At 33.1% G+C, this 17,377-nt stretch carries 14 protein-coding genes, 1 tRNA gene, 1 pseudogene and 1 riboswitch; of the genes and pseudogenes, 4 read left to right on the forward strand and 12 right to left on the reverse strand.

What is annotated here, in order from left to right; all coding sequences use genetic code 11:
* Positions 1-732: 732 nt before the first annotated feature.
* A complete protein-coding gene (locus H3T80_RS04180) occupies positions 733-942 on the forward strand; it encodes a hypothetical protein (protein WP_086364383.1) in 210 nt (69 codons plus the stop codon).
* A gap of 1,291 nt (positions 943-2,233) precedes the next feature.
* Here H3T80_RS04180 and H3T80_RS04185 read toward each other — a convergent pair.
* The 6 genes from H3T80_RS04185 to H3T80_RS04210 form a co-directional block, all read right to left on the reverse strand.
* Positions 2,234-2,662: a hypothetical protein gene (locus H3T80_RS04185; protein WP_198200206.1), complete on the reverse strand. Its 429-nt coding sequence runs from the start codon at positions 2,660-2,662 to the stop codon at positions 2,234-2,236.
* Between the two features lie 388 nt (positions 2,663-3,050).
* The gene (locus H3T80_RS04190; RefSeq protein WP_086364385.1) at positions 3,051-3,251 is read right to left on the reverse strand and encodes a hypothetical protein; all 201 of its coding nucleotides are present in this window, start codon (positions 3,249-3,251) and stop codon (positions 3,051-3,053) included.
* A gap of 1,711 nt (positions 3,252-4,962) precedes the next feature.
* On the reverse strand, positions 4,963-5,178 hold the full coding sequence (locus tag H3T80_RS04195) for a hypothetical protein (RefSeq protein WP_198200208.1): 216 nt from the start codon (positions 5,176-5,178) through the stop codon (positions 4,963-4,965).
* A gap of 589 nt (positions 5,179-5,767) precedes the next feature.
* Positions 5,768-5,843: transfer RNA gene (locus H3T80_RS04200), tRNA-Lys, on the reverse strand.
* A 105-nt stretch (positions 5,844-5,948) separates the two neighbouring features.
* On the reverse strand, positions 5,949-6,263 hold the full coding sequence (locus H3T80_RS04205; RefSeq protein ID WP_198200209.1) for a multidrug efflux SMR transporter: 315 nt from the start codon (positions 6,261-6,263) through the stop codon (positions 5,949-5,951).
* Between the two features lie 24 nt (positions 6,264-6,287).
* Positions 6,288-6,611 (reverse strand): multidrug efflux SMR transporter, encoded by a 324-nt coding sequence (locus H3T80_RS04210; protein ID WP_110447637.1) that lies wholly within the window; start codon positions 6,609-6,611, stop codon positions 6,288-6,290.
* 613 nt (positions 6,612-7,224) lie between these two features.
* On the opposite strand from H3T80_RS04210, the gene H3T80_RS04215 reads away from it, so the two are divergent.
* From H3T80_RS04215 to H3T80_RS04225, 3 genes are read left to right on the forward strand one after another with little or no spacing between them, the layout of a single operon-like run.
* On the forward strand, positions 7,225-7,881 hold the full coding sequence (locus H3T80_RS04215; protein WP_198200211.1) for a nucleoside recognition domain-containing protein: 657 nt from the start codon (positions 7,225-7,227) through the stop codon (positions 7,879-7,881).
* Entirely contained in the window at positions 7,874-8,347 is a 474-nt protein-coding gene (locus H3T80_RS04220; RefSeq protein WP_198200213.1) for a YjiG family protein, read from the forward strand. The genes H3T80_RS04215 and H3T80_RS04220 overlap by 8 nt, the downstream gene beginning before the upstream one ends.
* Before the next feature lie 14 nt (positions 8,348-8,361).
* Positions 8,362-9,462 carry a M20 peptidase aminoacylase family protein gene (locus H3T80_RS04225; protein WP_198200215.1) on the forward strand — a complete coding sequence of 367 codons (1,101 nt, stop codon included), beginning with the start codon at positions 8,362-8,364 and terminating at the stop codon, positions 9,460-9,462.
* A 47-nt stretch (positions 9,463-9,509) separates the two neighbouring features.
* Here H3T80_RS04225 and H3T80_RS04230 read toward each other — a convergent pair whose 3' ends face one another.
* The 6 genes and pseudogenes from H3T80_RS04230 to potG form a co-directional block, all read right to left on the reverse strand.
* Positions 9,510-11,744, reverse strand: coding sequence for a TonB-dependent siderophore receptor (locus tag H3T80_RS04230; protein ID WP_198200217.1), 2,235 nt, complete (start codon positions 11,742-11,744; stop codon positions 9,510-9,512).
* A 116-nt stretch (positions 11,745-11,860) separates the two neighbouring features.
* The gene (locus H3T80_RS04235; protein ID WP_198200219.1) at positions 11,861-12,790 is read right to left on the reverse strand and encodes an alpha/beta hydrolase; all 930 of its coding nucleotides are present in this window, start codon (positions 12,788-12,790) and stop codon (positions 11,861-11,863) included.
* 131 nt (positions 12,791-12,921) lie between these two features.
* A complete protein-coding gene (gene ribB / locus H3T80_RS04240) occupies positions 12,922-13,560 on the reverse strand; it encodes a 3,4-dihydroxy-2-butanone-4-phosphate synthase (protein WP_198200221.1) in 639 nt (212 codons plus the stop codon).
* 147 nt (positions 13,561-13,707) lie between these two features.
* Positions 13,708-13,846: riboswitch (FMN riboswitch) on the reverse strand.
* Positions 13,847-13,953: 107 nt separating this feature from the next.
* Positions 13,954-14,712, reverse strand: a complete 759-nt coding sequence (locus H3T80_RS04245) for an ABC transporter permease subunit (RefSeq protein WP_110448047.1) — start codon at positions 14,710-14,712, stop codon at positions 13,954-13,956.
* A 243-nt stretch (positions 14,713-14,955) separates the two neighbouring features.
* Positions 14,956-15,840 (reverse strand): annotated as a pseudogene (gene potH / locus H3T80_RS04250) (putrescine ABC transporter permease PotH); the annotation flags it as partial.
* A 312-nt stretch (positions 15,841-16,152) separates the two neighbouring features.
* On the reverse strand, positions 16,153-17,289 hold the full coding sequence (gene potG, locus H3T80_RS04255) for a putrescine ABC transporter ATP-binding subunit PotG (RefSeq protein ID WP_294912274.1): 1,137 nt from the start codon (positions 17,287-17,289) through the stop codon (positions 16,153-16,155).
* Positions 17,290-17,377: the final 88 nt, after the last annotated feature.

Raw genomic sequence — 17,377 nt, forward strand, 5'->3', positions numbered from 1 at the left:
ATAACCACTGATGTCATTTTAGCAAGTTTTACCCAATATGCTTTTCTTATAATATTGTTAGAATCATGTAATTATAGTCTAGACATGTAAACTGCGATAAATTTATTAAAATCTCATCAAATTGACCTGCAAAATATTATCAGGCAGGAAATTATGTTTATATTGCTGGGTTTATAATTTAGATAATGTTAAAGCATTATCACAATATCATTAGGTAAAATTTACTTAACAACAGATGAACAAGATAAACGTCATTTTGTAATAAAAATCTTAATTAATAATATAAATTTCAAAAACGAAAATATGTTATCTTTGAATTTGATTGTTAATTTTTTGAAGATCCTTAAAAAGGAAGATGTTTAATAGTAGATCGTGAAGGAATAACCCTAGACCAATTTATTATTATACAGTGTCATTAAAGTACAAGTTCAGCACAATAACAGAAATTTACAACGATTTAAGAGAATGAAAATGGTTGCACCTCAAGATTAAAAAACTACCGCATTTATGTATTAAAACAAAGAAAAGGCGGAAGTCAAGTACTTCTAGAAACGAGAACAAACACAACAAGCTTTGAGCTAGCAAAAGCTGCTTTTTGGCAATTGTATAATACGCAGTATGATAATGAGCATCTATTATTAATGACTTGCAATAGCAAGAAGTTATACGTTTATCGTTATCAATCATCGCCCAGCGATGAATGTTATATTTCATCTGATACAGAGTTAAATTATGAATAGAGAAAGACAACGAAAAAATGAACAAGCTTACCGAGATAGGAACGCTGGACGTCCTCGTTTGCCAGGTACATATTTAACAGAACAAGAAAGTGAACTCCTCAAAAAATTAGCCACAATCTGCGGGACTCAAAAAAAAGCTATTTTTGCCGGGTTAGAGCTATTAGATGAAAAATTAAAAAAAGATAAAATAATTATTGATTAATCGTTCGCGCAATCAATTGTAATCACAGAGTTTAGAGATAATTCGATTGATCTGATAGACTCCAGAATCATAGTAAATATACAATTGTGAAAGATTTTAATTTTTCCACTACATCTCAAGAATGACTCTAGATGACGTATCAATCGAAATTTATGCCAACCGAAATCGTTTATCTTATAAATAGATCGCAGAAACAGTCATTAAAAAAGTTTTGAAGACAATCATATTAAAATAATATTAATAACCGACCAAAACCGAATAAAACCAATTACGGCTGCCATTTTACCACCACTTAGATGTTATTAAATGGATTTTGTCTAATGGCATCCTCAAAGTGATTGGGTGCAAATTGAGCCTAACGCATTGTCATTTTAATATCTGTATGACCAAGTATTTTTTGCAATAGTAATATATTATCACCATTCATCATAAAAAAGGTCACAAAGGTATAACGCAAAACATACAATAATTGCTGATCTGGTAACTCTATTTCAGCTCTTTTAATGGCAGAACGGAAAGCCAAGTAATACGGAGTAAAAAGCTGAACATTTTTTTGGAATTTAATTAAAAAGTTCATCATTTATAGGGACGGGGGTTATGCTTGCCTTAAGTATTAATATAGGTAATTTTCCCGTCTTTGACTTGAGAGCTTTTTAAACTTTCAACTGCACTCCATATGGCATCAGTTGCTAAACCAATTTTAACAATGACCGTTAAATCTTTTGCTTTGCTCTACTCCGCTGATGCTAGTAACAATTTTATTTGGTCTGGGAGCAGGTACGACATTTCTTGCTCATCAATTGTAAATTGTCTGATGCGCTCAACCGGTTTTTTATGTTTCTATTATCCCATTAGTATCAGTTCATTAAACATCGATTTTATATAGGCTAACTCAAGGTTTAACGTTCGAGGTACAACGGTTTTAACTCGTTCTGGGCGATATATTTCACCATTCAGCCGCTTGGTGCGGTAGTCTGTAAAAATTTTCGATGTAAATTTATTAGCTAGTGGATTATTAATGCTTTTAGAAATAAATAGCAAACTAGTTTACACATTTTCACCATCACTTAACGCCTTACCACGGGCGTCGAGCCAAATTTCGATTAGAGCTAATAAGCACCACCTATCATTTTTTCAGCAATCTAATGCTTAGTTATTGCTTGCTCCTTTATATAGTTTTCGTATGCGGCCTCGCCTTTTGTGACAAACGTTTTTCGAATGCACCACCCATCTTCCAGATATTTCTCAAAAAGCCACTTGCCATTTTTTTGTTTTCTGATAGACATAATTGTTAGTCGTCGCTATATAAATATTCACAAAGCCCATTAATATTGAACGTTGATACCGATGTCTTATCGTTAAATGTATATAAAAGATCAAGATCAACAAGATAGTTTTCAAAAGATGATACAAATTTTTCGTTTTTACAGAGTTTTTTATCAAAAAATATATCTGCATATATATCAACATCTTTTTGAAGAAATTCATCTATGCTACCTTTATAACGGTAATCATGAATTATTGATTCATCGGATGAAATTATATTTCTTAATGACATCTTATCGTCAACTTCTATTGGAAAATCACCGAATTTTTTTTCATAATTTTTTTTTGCAATTTCAGCTAGTTCTCTTAGTACATCGCTTTTATCAGCAAAACTTGGTGATGTAAATAAAACGCATGCAGCCAAAGGTAAAGCTAATGCAATAATTTTTTTCATCTCCCTATCCTTATTTTTAGTTCTTAAAAATACTATTTTTTAATAGCATATACTCATCATCTGCTATTGCTTCTTCTTTTTTTAATTTCGAAATACGCTTTAATTTCTCCAAATCATCGTTTGAAAATTCAATAGATTTTTCTATATGTTGTCATTGATGTTAGGGCTTTCTTTACCTGTATATAGCCATTTGAGATTAATCCCTGAGAGCTGAAACGCTCGCCGTGTTCTCGTAAAAGCGGTATACCAACCTTGTTCAGTTCACTGCCAAATTGTGATTGTAGTGATTACACTTATATCAATATAAGCAAATTCTCAATTTCACTAAGCTGAATTACTAATTTACGGTTAATAATAATAAAATTAAGAAAGTGAATTAATACTTATTTCAGTTTTTTCTTTTTTGATCTAATCGCTGTTCAATTAACTTTTCTTGAATTGATGATCCTGCTGCAATGTTATTTATATTTACTTCCGTATTTACTTTGACCATTAATTTCATTTCGTCTTCTGAAAACAAGCTTTTACATAATTGACAGTAAGTTGATAAATAATTAAGAGCATACTCTTTATTTTTATCGAAAATCAAAATAGCTCCATCTAGTTCAGAGTTATTTTGATATTAAACATAAATTAATTTATCGTAAAGAAAATTTTTTCTAAAAGCATAATTATAGTAGTTAAAATATGGCAGTTTATAAAATGCGGATGACGTGTATTTAGGAAATAACTAGTTACTATTAAAACTATCTCTTACTTTAGTTATCAATGTCGCAATCTGATTACCATTTATAACTCGTTGTACTGCTAATTGATTAGCCATCCGTATTCCATTTAAGTTCTCTATTAATTCTTTAGAGTCAGCTGTTACAATTTCAATGCTAATTCTTCTACTATATTATTTAATATAATAGCTGTGTTAAGTATCTGTTTGATTTTCAAAAATATTGAAATCACCATAAATTTTTTTTAACTCTGGTTCAGCAATTTTAAATAAACATCTTTCAAACTTTATTTTTTCTTTGTTTGTATATGCCATTTTATTACCTCCTTACTAATTCTTTCTAAAAATCAATATAAAAGTTATATCATAAATTTCATTTTTGTATAAATAAAGTTGTAATTTTGAACTGTATGACTACACTGCACGAAAACGAAAGATCAACGGAGGATCAAACAATATTTTAAATTCTGACAAACTGTATATATATAAAAAAATCTCACAGGTATCGTTATAGAAAGATAGGTCATTATTTCAAATCAGAATCATCAAAAATAGAATAATCGAATTTCCATTTGTGACTTGGATTTCTATTACATTGCACAATATTTTCACTATAATTTTTATTTATTTTTATTTGTCTAAGTGATAAGTTTCCATCACATTTATGTACATTACATTTCCCTGTAATTTTTGTAATAAAAACCGCTCCATATCTATTTGATTCAAGGCTATACCCTAATGGTAAAAGAAGAAAGCGGCATCTAATTAGTAATAACCCAATTACAAAAGTTACCGCCAAAATCCCCAAAAACAGTGTAAACAGAAAAATAACAAAATAGTTTATATTTAAAATATCTGTAAAAGCATTTGTAAAAATGGTTATAATATCAGCTAATAAACCTATAGCACTAATAATACTTATCCATTTTGTTTTTTACTGTTTTCCCTACAATACTTAGTTTCTTAATGCTATTTCGACTCATAAAACAATCATTTTTAGCAACTTGAGGATTATTGATAACTATTGGACCATAATTATTTCCCAGTATATTGTTATTTATATTATTATCGCCGTTTATTTTATTGTGATTTATTATTGATTGATTAAGAGATTTTTGTTTTTCTCCACAATAGCAACAAAATGTTGAATCCAATGGTATCTCTTTTTTACAACAAAAACATATCATATTATCTATACCTAAATTAAGATTAAAAAACAGATGCTAATTACATCTGTTTCGATTATCTCTTATATATAAATATTGCTAATTAATCAAGTGAATAAGGTTCAAATATTACAATCTCCTCTCCCATCCAATCATTGAGCTGTAAAAATCTGACCTAAAGTGGTTTAATTTCGTTTCGGGCAAATACTTTTGATGCCTAATTCACTCGTATTTTTAGGAGTGATCCCCATCAGTGATGGTGGTACTCGGTGTGCTGTTAAGACATCATCTTGACTGACTGATTTAATATCGATAAAGTTATCTTTAGCTGCAACCCCACCAACTAGAATAAGTTTTAAATCATCCTATTTACCATTAGGTAACATACATTAATAAATTACGAAAGTTACCTAGTCCGCGACTGTTTGTATCGCCTTTTTTAGTTCATCAATATCTTTTTCATTACGTAATTGATTTGATAAATATAAAATAAATTCGGCATGCGAATCATTTTTAACATAACGCTGCCTAAATACTATCGCTAGGTTATCCAGCCAAATCGAATTAATGGGAGCTAGAAATTTGGGTAATTCATAAATGTCTTGATTGATATCAGGCGCTAACATATTCCATATCGGGCCTTTTTGAATTCGTGATCCTCAAAATTTTGATATATGTACCAATATTGGCTTGATTCAACGGCTCTCGGGTATATTTTGCCAACGTTATTTTTAACCCATCGATTTGCCTCATCATGTTTGCGCGTTTTCCTAAATAACAATTTCCTAAGATTAAATAATCATTTTCTATTCGTTCAAATGATTAGCGAAATAGATACTTATGATGAATAAACGTACTATAATTAATATTATTTTGAGAACAGAACAAGGTTAGTCTTACCACTCAATGAAACGGCGCTCTTTCTAGCCCTTTACCAGCCCACCATAAATAGACGTGACTAAGCTTTACGCATAAAAATTCCACTTAAGTGGTTTATACACCGTTGAACTAACAAGAGGTCAATCTCGACGTTAAATTTTGCTAGCATTAATCCAATTTAACAAAAGAGTATTTTTATGACAGGGGTTATTTAAGATTAGGTAAACAGGCAAAATATAAACCATATTAAAAATATAGTTACCGCCACTTAATATTTTTTAAGATTTTATCGGAAGGAAAAGCAATAGGTAAGTTATTGATTTTATAGGGTTTTAATGGTGGGTTGTGAGGGGATCGAACCCGCGACCAATTGATTAAGAGTCAACTGCTCTACCGACTGAGCTAACAACCCACTAAAGGAATGAAAACTATTGTATAGAAGTTTAGATTTTAATGCAAATACTCTAAAATAAAAACAGCCTTACCAACTAATTTAAAAAAATAAATTAATTTTGCATTACATAGTTAAATGCAAACCTACAATACCAACCACAATTATAGTAAGACCGAATATTCGACTAAAATTTTTCGGTTCCTTAAAAATAAACATATTAGCCAATACTGCACCTGAAGTACCTAGCCCTACCCATACTGGATACACAATACTTAAATCCAGATACTTTAATGAAAAATAAAATAATGAAAACGAAACAAAAAAACCTCCCCAATATAGCGTTAATCGGAATAAATTTTTTTGTTGTGAATAAAGTTTAAGACCTATAGCACCAATAACTTCAAATATTGCAGCAGTTAAAATAAATAACCATCCCATATGATATATCCAAATTTTAGTTAATTAGCTATCAGCTCGTTTAAGTTGCACAACACCAATAATAATTAATGCAACAAAAAATATTTCAATAAGTTTGATTTCTTTACCAAACAAGACCATATCTATAACTAATGAACCAATCGCACCTACACCAGAAAAAATCGCATACACTGTACCTGTAGGAATAGTCTTACATGCACTGGTTAAAAAGGTAAAATCAACAACGATTACCATTATGACAATAACCCAATGCCACCACTGACTTGCGGTAGTGAAACCAAATACCCAACACAATTCAAAAAAGCAGGTGAGAACAACAAATGCCCACTCTTTATTCCTGCTGTTCATAACGACCTCATCGATTAATTATTTTCAATTTTTATTGCTTAGTATTGTCTTTTCATTAATGTGTTTAATGAAACAAATGATGGTTCGCAAACAAGAACGTTTGCCACCTAAAGATTATGATGTTTATGCAGAAAAACAATTCAACCTTATATAAATTGCAAGATAATTATTGAAATATTTTTGTAATATTTCATTATCATTTTTTATCCTGCATAAATAATTCTATAACGAAGGATAAAAAATGGCAAGTCTATAATTATTGATAATTCAATGCTTTTAAATAACTTTCTTATTAAGAATAAGATATTTTGAAACCTTCATTTAGCCAATCTTGTTATTATTAAGAAACCTATCAAAAGCTGTAATTGCATTTTTCAATTTTAATTTAGATAGTTTGCTTGTAACCCAATTATCAAGGCAAGTTAGGAATATTAAAATAAATTAATTTATAAAATATTTTGAGGAAAGGGGTTTTTTTAAAATAAAATCAATATAGAATACAAAACTTGGCACTTTATTTAACTCTGAGAATCAAAACAAATAAGGTCCATTGAATAAACTTATTTAATACTGCGATTAAAGAATAAATCAAATAAATCAAAAGGAATCGACAATGTCAAAAAAATCGGACAATGAATTTAAAGTCGGCATAAAGGCTTATGTGTCACTTATTGTGGCCATACTGTTCTTTTCCGGACTATTTTATAACGTAGATGGAAAAGCTTGGTTAGGCGCATTTGATTTTACCAGTTTAAGTGGTAAGTTTGGTACAATGCTCCATCCGGAGAAAAATACATTTGTTGGTGAAGGTGGTAATAGCGCCAGAGCCGGCTTTATTTTCGCTCTTTCATTAATTCCAACTGTAATGCTTGCATTAGGGGTCTTAGAAATCTTTACCCACTATGGTACGATCCGTGCGGCTCACAAATTGTTAACACCATTACTTAAACCTATATTAGGTGTTCCGGGTAAAACAGGTTTGGCATTAATTACGGATTTACAAAGTACTGATGCTGGAGCGGTGTTAACCAAAGAATTATACGATGAAAAACAGATCACTAAAAAAGATCTCGTCATTATTAGTGCATGGCAATATTCTGGTGCAGGGTTAATAAATAACTATTTTTCTATTGGTTCAGCGCTTTTTGCGTCGATGTCTGTTGCAATATTTACGCCACTGGTCATTATGATTGTATTGAAATTTGTCGGTGCAATTTTAGTCCGCCTTGTATTAAATTCAGTTTATAAAAAGGATTTTATCAATGAGTAATTCAAGCAATCAAAAGCAGACCAACAATCCTTTAGATATTTTTGTAATTGGCGCTCGTAAAGGGTTTAATATTGCCATTAACAATCTAATGCCTAACATTATTATGGCATTTGTTATTACCGAAATCTTAAAAAGACTCGGTCTAATGCAATTAATTGGTGAAGTATTTGCCCCAGTCATGGGACTATTTGGATTACCTGGTGAAGCAATTACCGTTTTATTGACAGCTTGGTTATCAGCTTCCGCTGGGACTGGTGTTGCAGTAAATTTAATTAATGGTGGCATTCTTAGCGGTATGGATATCACTATTTTAGCACCTGCTATCTTCTTAATGGGCTCACAATTACAATATATGGGCCGTCTACTTGGTGTTGCTGATGTGCCTAAAAAATATTGGCCACTATTAATGATTAATAGTATTGTTAATGCGTTAATTGCTATGATCATTATGCGATTCATTGTGTGATAAAGGAGATATCTATGTCAAATGTACTCGAGCACTATCACTACTTGCACCAAATTCCTGAGCTAGGATTTGAAGAAGTTAAAACATCAAACTATATAGCAAATAAACTAGAAGAAGCTGGCTATAAAGTAACCCGTAATATAAATAATACTACGGGTATTGTTGCAGAATATGACACTGGTAAATCAGGTCCTGTACTGGCATTACGTGCGGATATGGATGCCTTAGGACACATTATTGATGGCCAACATTGTGCCAGACACACTTGTGGCCACGATGGCCATTCATCAATGTTATTGACCGCAGCTCAAGAGCTTATCAAAGAAGGAAATATCAAAAAAGGTAAACTAAAATTGATTTTTCAACCAGCTGAAGAGTTAGGTTCTGGTGCATTAGCTATGATTGAAGGCGGTGCAATTGATGATGTTGATATGATCATCGGTTTACATGTTCGCCCTAAAGATGAATGCCCTAAAGGCTTTGCATCAGCTGCTATGTTCTATTCCGCTTCAACCACAATTGAAGTAAATATTCATGGTATTCCTGCTCATGGGGCAAGACCTCATTTAGGCGTTAACGCTTTAGATGCGGCAACAATGGCCATTCAAGCAGTAAATACCATTCATCTTGCTCCTAGTTTAACATATAGCGTTAAAGCAACACGTTGTATATGTGATGCAGGTGTAACAAATGCTATTCCATCAGAGGCTTATGTTTGTTGGGATTTACGAGCACCAACCAACCCAGCTATGGATGAATTGAAAGCCAAAACACTTAAAGCGATTGAATTAAGTGTGGCATCCATTAGTGCTAAAGCTGATATCAAAGTATCGAAAGAAATTCCAGCAGCCGAAATAGACGATGAAGTAACTAAAATCATTGCTGAATCTATTATCGATGTACTCGGAAAAGAGGGATTAAAAGATCCTATTTTCACACCTGGCGGCGAAGATTTCTTCAATTATCCACGTGAAAGAGATGTAAAATCTGGTTTTTGGGGCTTAGGTGTCGATTTAACACCAGGTTTACATCATCCTGATATGACTTTTGATACATCAGCATTAGAAAATGGTGTAAAAATTACTAAAACTTGTGCTTTGAAGGTTTTAGGTTAAGCGAATAAATCCGCCGATTACTTCGGCGGTTCCTTATAAATAATACTTTAAAATGAGATGTTAGTATTAATAAATAGCGTTCTACCTGGTTCATTATAAGTTGCTGCACCAGCCCCACGAACGGTTACTCTACCATTTCTTGATTGTCTTACTGTTGAAGAATTACCTTCTCTAAATAAACGTTTATCAAACAAATTATCAACACCAGCAGTGAATGTAAAATGCTTGTTAAATTGATATTGCCCACTTAAATTTAATAGAGCATAAGGGCTTAGTTGATTAGTTGAACTATCAGTCAGTTTATCACCAAAATAATCATATTTTCTCGGTCGTTGTTTACCATACCAAGTAACAGCAGTTAACAATGAAAATTTGTCAGTTGCTTGCCAATCTATTGAAGAATTTATAGTGTATTTTGGAATGATTGACAAATAATCACCCGTTTTTTTATTTTTTGACTGCCACATCCAAGTTAGATTATTACGAAAATTAATTTTTGAAGTAACAGGAATAGTTAAACTACCTTCCAGTCCTTCAACCACCGATTTAGGTACATTTTGCCACTGAAAAATATTAGAATTTGTATTACCTTCAGTTTGCCCAATGGGACTCATACCAGAATCTATTTTATTATGATAATCATTACGGAAATAAGTTAAGCCAACAATTAAGCCTTCATTATTGTGAAACTCTAAACCAATTTCTTTATTTACACTTGTTTCCGCTTTTAAGTTTTTGTTACCTATTAAGTAGCAACTACCACCCGCACCATAACAGCCTTGTCCACGACTATAAAGCAGATAATTAGGGTTAGTTTGATATAAATTAGGTGCTTTATAGGCTCTAGCAATACCCAGTTTTAAACTAAAATAATCACCTATTTCCTGAAATAAGTTCAAACCCGGACTCCAGTTACTACCTGATTGACTTTGATGATTATAGCGTATCGTTGGTGTCAGCATAGTAGTTTGAGTCAGTTCGATATTATCCTCAACAAAAACACCCCAAAGATTAGCTGAGGCATTTTCACTACGAGCTGTATCTTTGATCCAAGGTATACTGCCACCTTCTGTAACTGTTTGCGTATTTGAAGTTGGATCTTTCATCTTTTGATGATTATACTCACCACCAATAGTCATGGTTTGTGGTAACAGGATGGTTAAAGGAAAATTAGTTTCATTATGTAAGGTAAAATTATTGTATTTGATGGTTGAAAAGTTATCATCTTTAAAGCGACCTTCAGTACCGCCAGCTAAACCTTCATTCAAGCGAGTATTACGTGTTTTTTCAAGTTGGATATAAGACATGGTATTCACACCATTGTCCCAATAACCACGATGAGTAACTGAGTAATTTTGACGATTCATTCTATTAGTTTCGGCGTTATAAAATCGACTAACCAATTTATCAGGATTATTATTTTGAGTGTCTCCAGCGTAAATATTACCTTGACGACTTACACTTGTCTCAAATTCAAGTGATTGTTTATCAGAGATATCCCAACGAAGTATGCCATTTATATCTTTATTACGCACACCTTCACGCCCTGCACTAACCGAACTTGGATTAATTTGATGTTTTTTATTGATATCCCAATCATCAGCCTCAGTTTTGTTGAGATTACCATATAAACGCATACTTAGATTATCCGTTAATCCACCTGTTAATAAGATATTTGTTCTTTGGGTTGCCCCTTCTTTACTATGTGAAGGTAGATTTAAATAGCTATTCCACGAAATATGCCACTCTTTGGTTGGCTGCTTAGTGATAATATTCACTACACCACCGGCAGCACCATCACCATAACGAGCAGCGGCTGGACCACGAAGGACATCAATTCTTTCGATAATATCAGAAGGTACCCAATTGGTATCCCCTCGAGTATCCCGCTCACCTCGCCAACCATAGCGAACTGACATACGACTTTTTACTGGTCGACCATCAACTAAAATTAATGTGTTTTCTGGCCCCATACCTCGAATATCAATTTGTCGGTTATTACCCCGTTGGCCACTAGTTGAGTTACCCGTCAAACTGACACCAGGCATGGTTCGAATGATTTCTGAAATATCATTTTTGGGTGGCATTTTAGTTAAATCTTTTTGCGTAATCACTGAAACACCCAGAGCTTGTTTGGTTTGCTCAGCCGCAGTTACGATCATAACATCATCTGAATCGCTGTTGTTATTAACTGATGAATGAGCATTATCTGCATATGCATTGTGACAAGCAAAACCGATAAGTGCTGCTAACAAACAAGTCGATTTATATTTTGTATTCATATATTATCCCTGACAATTTTTATTAATAATGGTTATCATTATTAATTAGGTCGGAGTAATATAAATTAAAATTATCTATATTCAAGCTGATTCTGAATATTTGGCTAAATAAGTTTTTATTTAACTCTAAAATTTAATTGAATACCATCTTGCAGAGCAATAATAGCTGCTGTTTTATGAGATTGTTCAGGATAAATTTTATAACTTATTGTTAAGTTATGAATATTAGCCTGTTTTAGTTGAGTAAATAATAGTTTTGAATAATCAACCATTTTCCGATTCTGACGATGTTTTAGTAAAAGTTTTCGTTTTTGTTCTGGTAAATTATAATCAACCGGCAATAAAGATTGTTCAGCTCCACCCACAGAGATCAACAAATTAACAGGTTGTTTTAAAGAATGTTGATGATTTAGTAGATATTTTGATAATACACTAAACATATAACCATCACTAAACCATAAAGATGGGCTTGATATCACATAGGTATTAAAAATGGCAGGCTTAGTTAAAAAAATGTATAAATTAAATAATCCTCCATATGAATGACCAAAAATGGCTTGCTGATTAGGATTAATAACATAGCGCTTTTCTATTTCAGGTTTAAGTTCTTGAATTAAAAAATCATAAAAGGCATCAGCACCACCATATTTACCTGATAAATTAATTTGCTTATTAGGTAAAACTTCAAAAACATAATTCTCAGGTTTGGGGAGAAAATCAAGATCACGACGGGTTTGATTAAAATAATCAATGGCGACAATTATACCTTCTTGAATAACACAACGTTCACAAGCCTGACTGGTAATTATCTCGTTAGCTGTTAAAAAGTAGCTGTCACCATCAAGTAAATAAATAATTGGCCAGCCCCCCTCGGGAGTGTCTTTATTAGGGGTATAAATAGTGACTTTATAATCACCATTTGATTTTGAATGAAATATTTCAGTTTTAGTGTTTGGAACAATCACATTTTTTGACAGATTAGATTTTGACTGACAACCAGTTAGAATAAAAATCATTAGAATATACAAAAAACTTAGTCGTGACATAAATTACGCCAGAATCTCAATTATCAAAGAAGTATAAGATATGCTAAATAAGAGCAATTTACCAATAATAAACTAAATAAAACTGAGATTACTGTCGAACAATTAATCCGACAGCTAATAGTCAGTTAGAATTATTTTGATTTAAGATAAGCGACAATATCTTCAATGGTTACTACTGGTAGTTGATGCTGTTTAGCAAACGCGACAACTTGTGGAGCTCTTGCCATTGAGCCATCATCATTAGTTATTTCACAAATTACTGCTGCCGGTTTAAATCCAGCTAATGTTACTAAATCAACCGACGCTTCAGTGTGTCCACGACGGCTTAGTACTCCACCTTCTTTGGCAACTAGCGGAAATACATGACCAGGATGATTTAAATCTGTTGGTTTAGCATCATCAGCTACCGCTGCCTTGATAGTCGTTACTCGATCTGCTGCAGATACGCCTGTTGTAACACCTTTTGCAGCTTCGATAGAAATAGTAAAAGCAGTATGATTTTTACTAGTATTATTTGCCACCATCATCGGTAATTCTAATTTATCACAATAAGACTGCGGCATACATAAACAAACTATACCGCTGCCATGACGAATCGTTAATGCCATTTGCTGTGTGGTAATAGTTTGCGCTGCCCAGATAATGTCACCTTCGTTTTCCCGATCTTCATCATCCAAAACTAACACCCCAGATCCGGCTTTGATTGAAGCAATTGCTTTGTTTACTCGCTCGATTGATGTGCCAAATTCATTTAAATTAAACTGATTCATGGTAGAAACCTATCCTGTTTTATTAAACTAATTATATTTATCCTTAATTATTATAAATTTATTAAGTTATAAATATGTTAAATACCAGAATCAGGGCAAGTGCTTGACCATAGTGATTTAGCTATAACGCTAATTATAGAAAAGATAAGCCACTCTCTTTCATCCAGACTTTTACTGTCGGCTTTGGAATCTCACCAAATCTGCTGTCCTTAATAAAATCGATTTTTACTAAGCGCTCGTGGGCTATACCACCGGTGGGGAATTACACCCCGCCCTGAGAATTTTGTCAGTAAACTGACTGCGCACACTATAATATAAAATAGGAAAAAAAACACGGATATTTTATTGAGATAAAAAAATTGCCGCATTAAGCGGCAATAATTAATCGATAGATTATCGCATACGAATTTCACGCAAATGCCTTTTTTCGGCTCGACGCATCCAAAGCCATGAAATAAAGCCAATAATACCAACTATTAATAAAATAATTGTTGCTAAGGCATTAACTTGTGGATCGACACCTAAACGAACCTTAGAAAATACTAGTTTCGGTAATGTCATTGCACCAGGTCCTGTAACAAAATTAGCAATAACCACATCATCAAGTGATAAAGTAAATGCCAATAACCAACCAGAAACCAGTGCCGGTGCAATCATCGGTAAGGTAATAATAAAAAATACCTTCAATGGATTCGCACCAAGATCTAAAGCTGCTTCCTCAATTGACTTATCTAACTCTCGTAATCTTGCACTAATAACAACTGTTACATAAGCGGTACAAAATGTTGCATGAGCCATCCAAATAGTCATTGCACCGCGCTCTTTTGGCCAACCAATCGCTTGTCCCATACCTACGAATAGCAATAACAAAGCTAAACCAGTAATGACATCAGGCATAACTAATGGTGCTGTAGTCATAAACGAGAACAAATTAGAGCCACGGAATCGTCTAAATCGAATGACGGCAAAAGCGGCTAAAGTACCAAGAATAATCGCCAAAGAAGCTGCGCCTGCGGCAATAGACAAACTCAATCCAACCGCTTTAAGTAAAGCTTCATTATGTATTAATTCAACATACCATTTAGTTGAAAATCCCGCCCAAACCGTCACTAGCCTTGAGCTATTGAACGAATAAACAATTAAAATGACCATAGGGATATATAAAAAAGAAAAAACTACTAATAGAATTAACCCTTTTAAACATCTCACTAATAATGCAATTGTGACAATAATTGTTAGGATAAGGCTAAATAGAAAACACCCTACATATAAGCTACCACTACTTAATAACGCAAATCCTGATGCAGAAATCAAAACCGATAGCACTATTGAACCTAATAATGCAGAGATAAAAACAATCAATGCTGAGCGCATGACTAATGGTAAATTATTCATTTATTTACCTCCCATTTGTCGGTTTTGAAACTTATTAAAGTAGTAAATAGGCACAATTAATATCAATAACATCACTGTTGCCACTGCTGACGCGGCTGGCCAATCGTGATTATTAAAGAATTCAGCCCATAATTGGGTACCAATCATTAGACCATCAGAAGGACCTAATAATTCAGGAATAACATATTCACCTACCGCAGGAATAAAGACCAACATCCCACCGGCAATAACGCCATTTTTGGTTAACGGTACAATAATCTTAAAGAAAGTTTTAATTGGTTTACAACCAAGATCTAACGCAGCTTCAATCAGCGTTGTATCGACTTTACTTAATGAGGTATAAATTGGTAATACCACAAAAGGTAAGTAAGAATAAACAATACCGATATAAACAGCTAGGTAAGTTTTCATGATGATTAATGGCTGATCAATAACCCCTAACCACATCAAGAAATTATTTAATAAACCATTAGGATTTAAAATGCCAATCCATGCATAAACCCGAATTAGAAACGAAGTCCATGATGGCAATATGATTAATAGTAATAAAATATTTCTGGTTGACGGTTTACATTGCGAAATAGCCCAAGCTAAAGGATAACCGATCAAAATACATAACAAAGTTGAAATTGCAGCAACTTTTAATGATTGTAAATACGAGTCTAGATAAATTGTATCTTCCAGTAGATTAAAATAATTACCAACGTTTAAAACAATATTAACTAGGCCATCTTCATAACTAAACAGTTCGGTATAAGGTGGCACGGCTATCGCTACTTCAGAAAAGCTGATTCGAAATACAATCAAAAACGGTAATAAGAATAATAACAACATCCAAAAATATGGAATAGCTATTACCAATAGACGGCCATATAGTGTCATCAGGTCGGATTCATCACGTTGTAATCGCATCTTTCGATAAGCATAATAGATCGCAACTAAACCTAACCCTGCAGGTATATAGACAATACTACCCGCTATAATTAGCCGATAAGCAAATTTAGATGGCTTATAATGTGCCAAATATGTGCCTAGACAGGATAATAATAGACTTAATACCATTGCCGTGAATAACGCATCTAAAAACAGATTGTCAAATGCATTTATTGTTACAAAACGTAAATAAACACCAAGTAACACTAAGGCATTTAACAACAAACCCCATAAAATGGATCGCATCAATATATCCTCTTGTGTTTATTCGGTAAGCACAACGCAACTATCAATTTCCCAACTAAGATTAACAATATCACCCCAAGTTGGCATTCCTTTACGATAACGATGTTCATTTTGTAGTTGAGCAATAATAATTTGTCCACTTTGTAATTTAACGTGATAAATAGAGAGATCACCTAAATAGGCAATTTCAACTACTTCACCAGTTGCAACATTGTAACCATTGTCTGGGATTTCATCACAAAGTTTAATTTTTTCAGGCCGTAATGCAACTTGAATTGGTACACCTTCTACTGCAGGTGAATCATAATCAACTTTTAATGGATGTTTAATCATAGGACAACTGATGATTAATCCATCTTCTAAGGTTTCTTGTAAGATGCCATCAAATACATTTACTGAACCAATAAACTCGGCACTATAACGGCTGTTTGGATGTTCATAGATTTCTTCAGGCTCACCTATTTGCACAAATTGGCCTTTATTCATAATCGCAATACGACCAGCCATGGTCATAGCTTCCTCTTGATCATGGGTAACCATTACACAGGTTGCGCCTACTTGTTCTAAAATGCTAACTACTTCAAGCTGCATTCGATCACGAAGTTGTTTGTCCAATGCCCCCATTGGTTCATCTAACAATAGTAATTTAGGTCTTTTAGCTAAACTTCGAGCTAATGCAACGCGTTGTCTTTGACCACCTGATAGTTGATGAGGTTTACGTTTGCCAAACTGCTCCATATGCACAAGCGCCAACATTTCTTCAACACGATGTTTAATTTCATGTTTATCTAATTTATCTTGTTTTAACCCAAAGGCAATATTTTGCTCAACCGTCATGTGAGGAAAAAGAGCATACGATTGAAACATCATATTAATAGGACGATTATAAGGAGGTACTTGTGATAAATCTTTACCATCTAAAATAATTTGTCCAGAAGTCGGTTGTTCAAAACCGGCAAGCATCCGCAATAAAGTTGATTTACCACTACCAGAAGCGCCCAATAAAGCAAAAATCTCTCCGGTATAAATGGTTAAATTGACATCATCAACGGCATAATAATCATCATTAAAAACTTTAGTTAAATTTTTGATCTCCAATAATGGAGTTATCATCTTTTTTTTAGGCTGTACCTGATTTGTTGTTTTATCGTTCACGCTTTTTTCCTCATAACAACAAGCCAAAAAAAACGAGACGGAAAGATTTAAAATCTCCCCGTCTAGAATATATAAGTCAATTAGTTGA

It is taken from the genome of Gilliamella sp. W8145 (assembly GCF_016101145.1).
GTDB lineage: Bacteria > Pseudomonadota > Gammaproteobacteria > Enterobacterales > Orbaceae > Gilliamella > Gilliamella apis_A.

Excerpts from the sequence above, each read along its gene's own strand:
- H3T80_RS04180 (WP_086364383.1), top strand. The coding sequence starts at position 733 with ATGAATAGAGAAAGACAACGAAAAAATGAACAAGCTTACCGAGATAGG.
- H3T80_RS04185 (WP_198200206.1), bottom strand. The coding sequence starts at position 2,662 with ATGAAAAAAATTATTGCATTAGCTTTACCTTTGGCTGCATGCGTTTTA.
- H3T80_RS04195 (WP_198200208.1), bottom strand. The coding sequence starts at position 5,178 with ATGTTAGCGCCTGATATCAATCAAGACATTTATGAATTACCCAAATTT.
- H3T80_RS04205 (WP_198200209.1), bottom strand. The coding sequence starts at position 6,263 with ATGGGATGGTTATTTATTTTAACTGCTGCAATATTTGAAGTTATTGGT.
- H3T80_RS04210 (WP_110447637.1), bottom strand. The coding sequence starts at position 6,611 with ATGAACAGCAGGAATAAAGAGTGGGCATTTGTTGTTCTCACCTGCTTT.
- H3T80_RS04215 (WP_198200211.1), top strand. The coding sequence starts at position 7,225 with ATGTCAAAAAAATCGGACAATGAATTTAAAGTCGGCATAAAGGCTTAT.
- H3T80_RS04220 (WP_198200213.1), top strand. The coding sequence starts at position 7,874 with ATGAGTAATTCAAGCAATCAAAAGCAGACCAACAATCCTTTAGATATT.
- H3T80_RS04225 (WP_198200215.1), top strand. The coding sequence starts at position 8,362 with ATGTCAAATGTACTCGAGCACTATCACTACTTGCACCAAATTCCTGAG.
- H3T80_RS04230 (WP_198200217.1), bottom strand. The coding sequence starts at position 11,744 with ATGAATACAAAATATAAATCGACTTGTTTGTTAGCAGCACTTATCGGT.
- H3T80_RS04235 (WP_198200219.1), bottom strand. The coding sequence starts at position 12,790 with ATGTCACGACTAAGTTTTTTGTATATTCTAATGATTTTTATTCTAACT.
- ribB (WP_198200221.1), bottom strand. The coding sequence starts at position 13,560 with ATGAATCAGTTTAATTTAAATGAATTTGGCACATCAATCGAGCGAGTA.
- H3T80_RS04245 (WP_110448047.1), bottom strand. The coding sequence starts at position 14,712 with ATGGTCATTTTAATTGTTTATTCGTTCAATAGCTCAAGGCTAGTGACG.